This window comes from Rhizobacter sp. (assembly GCF_031412075.1).
GTDB lineage: Bacteria > Pseudomonadota > Gammaproteobacteria > Burkholderiales > Burkholderiaceae_C > Rhizobacter.
The window spans coordinates 1-2,433 of sequence record NZ_JANOCG010000220.1; the positions used below are offsets into that span (position 1 = coordinate 1).

3 protein-coding genes are annotated in these 2,433 nt (G+C 66.4%); all 3 read left to right on the forward strand.

Features of this window, described 5'->3' with window-relative positions:
* The coding region (locus RMO40_RS07640) for an acetyl-CoA carboxylase carboxyltransferase subunit alpha (RefSeq protein ID WP_309718589.1) at positions 1-915 on the forward strand (915 nt) is incomplete at its 5' end.
* Positions 884-2,206, forward strand: coding sequence for a tRNA lysidine(34) synthetase TilS (gene tilS / locus RMO40_RS07645; protein ID WP_309718592.1), 1,323 nt, complete (start codon positions 884-886; stop codon positions 2,204-2,206). The genes RMO40_RS07640 and tilS, both read left to right, overlap by 32 nt.
* A gap of 68 nt (positions 2,207-2,274) precedes the next feature.
* Positions 2,275-2,433: amino acid kinase family protein (locus RMO40_RS07650; RefSeq protein ID WP_489660123.1), on the forward strand; the 159-nt coding region annotated here is incomplete at its 3' end.

Below are 2,433 nucleotides of genomic sequence, written 5' to 3' on the forward strand. Positions count from 1 at the left end.
ATCGAAGAGCTGCGTTACGTGCAAAGCGAATCGGCTGTTGACATCTCCGAAGAGATCGACCGGCTGAGCAAAAAGAGCCAGCAGCTCGTCAAAGACATCTACTCCAGCCTGACCCCCTGGCAAGTCACGCAGATCTCGCGGCACACGCAGCGACCGTATGCGATGGACTACATCAACGAGGTTTTCACCGACTTCCAAGAGCTGCGCGGCGACCGCCACTTCGCCGACGACCAGTCCATCGTGGGCGGCCTCGCGCGCTTCAACGGCCAGGCCTGCATGGTCATCGGCCACCAGAAGGGGCGTGACACCAAGGAGCGCGCTGCGCGAAACTTCGGCATGTCGCGGCCAGAGGGCTACCGCAAGGCGCTGCGGCTGATGAAACTGGCGGAGAAGTTTGGCCTGCCGGTCTTCACGCTGGTCGACACCCCGGGGGCCTACCCCGGTATCGGCGCCGAGGAGCGTGGTCAGTCCGAAGCCATCGGCCGCAACATTTTCGAGATGGCGCAGCTCGAAGTGCCCATCATCGTCACCATCATCGGCGAAGGTGGTTCGGGTGGCGCGCTGGCCATCAGCGTAGGCGACCAGGTGCTGATGCTGCAGTACTCGGTCTATTCGGTGATCACACCGGAAGGTTGTGCATCGATCTTGTGGCGCACGGCCGAGCGGGCGTCCGACGCCGCCGATGCACTGGGCATCACCGCACACCGACTGAAGGCCTTGGGTCTGATCGACAAGATCGTCAACGAGCCGGTGGGCGGCGCCCACCGCGACCACAAGCAGATGGCGGCTTATCTCAAGCGTGCACTCAACGACGCGCTGCGCCAGGTGAGTGACCTCAAGCCCAAGGAACTGCTGCAACGGCGCTATGAACGCCTGCAGTCCTATGGCCGCTACACCGACACCAGCGACCGCTGAGCTGACTCACTGCATCGCGGTGGCCTACAGCGCCGGGCGCGATTCCACCGCCTTGCTCCACGCCACCGCGCTCGCTGCGGCAGGGCAGGGTGTGCGGGTGGTGGCCTTGCATTTGCACCATGGGCTGAGCCCGCATGCCGACGACTGGTTGGCACACGCGCAGGCGCAGTGCACACGTTGGGTCCAACAAGGTTTGCCCCTGCGCCTGTTGACCCATCGGCTGACCGAGCGGCCGCCTGCGGGCGACAGCATCGAAGCCTGGGCTCGGCAGGCGCGTTACCGCGCTCTGCGCCAAATGGCCGCCGAGGCAGGAGCCCACATCGTGTTGTTGGCCCACCATCAACGCGACCAAGCCGAAACCCTGCTGCTGCAGGCCTTGCGTGGTGCGGGCGTGGCCGGCCTTGCCGGCATGCCGCGCGAAGTAGAGCGTGATGGCATCACCTGGCTGCGCCCGTGGCTGAGCCACCCGCGCGAGGCCATCGAAGCCTACGTGCGGCGTCATCGCCTGCGTTACGTCGACGATGACAGCAACGACGACCCGCGCTTTGCGCGCAACCGGCTGAGGTTGAATGTATGGCCTGCATTGAGCCGGGCATTCCCGCAGGCCGAGGCAAGCCTGGCCGACGCCGCGACGTGGGCCGGCGAGGCCTTGGAGTGCCTGGCCGAACTGGCGTTGATGGATCTGGCGCGGGTCTCGAGCGCAGCCGGTCTGGACATCAAGGCCTGGCGCGGCTTGAGCGAGGCCCGCCAGACCCACGCGTTGCGTGCGTGGTTGAAGGCTGCGTCAGGGCGCAGTGCGGCTGCCAGCCTGGTGCAGCGGCTGGCGCTCGAGCTGCCGGGCGCCGGCCCGGCGCAATGGGAGTTGCCAGGTGGTGTGCTGCGCCGCCACCGTGGCCGTTTGCTGTTTACCGCCGAGGCGCCGGTGGCGGTGGTCGATGCCGCGCGACAAGCCTCATTGCGCATTCTTCGCGCCGGCCGTTTCGCGCTGCCGGGCTGGGGCGGTGAACTGGTCGCCCGGCGTGTGAAAGAGGGCGGCGTGCCCCTGGCCTGGTTGGCCCATCTGGAGTTGAGGCCTCGCGAAGGTGGCGAACAATTCCAGGCGGGCATCGGCCGCCCGGCGCGCAGCTTGAAGAAGCAGTATCAGGACGTCGGCATCCCCGAGTGGGAACGCACGGGCCCGCTGGTCTACAGCGGCGGCCAGCTGGTGTTCGTGCCCGGCTTGGGGCTGGACGCGCGGGTTCTGGCCTTGCCCGGCCAGCCCCAACTGAGCCTGCATTGGCGCAGTGGCTAAAATGCGCGGTTCTGCGTTGTGGCGCAGCTCCTGTTTCCACTTCCGCTCATTTCCGCGACTACCTCTTCATGGCACTCATCGTTCATAAATACGGCGGCACTTCCATGGGCTCCACGGAGCGCATTCGCAATGTCGCCAAACGCGTGGCCAAGTGGGCCCGCGCCGGGCACCAGATGGTCGTCGTGCCTTCCGCCATGAGCGGTGAAACCAACCGCCTGCTGGGCCTG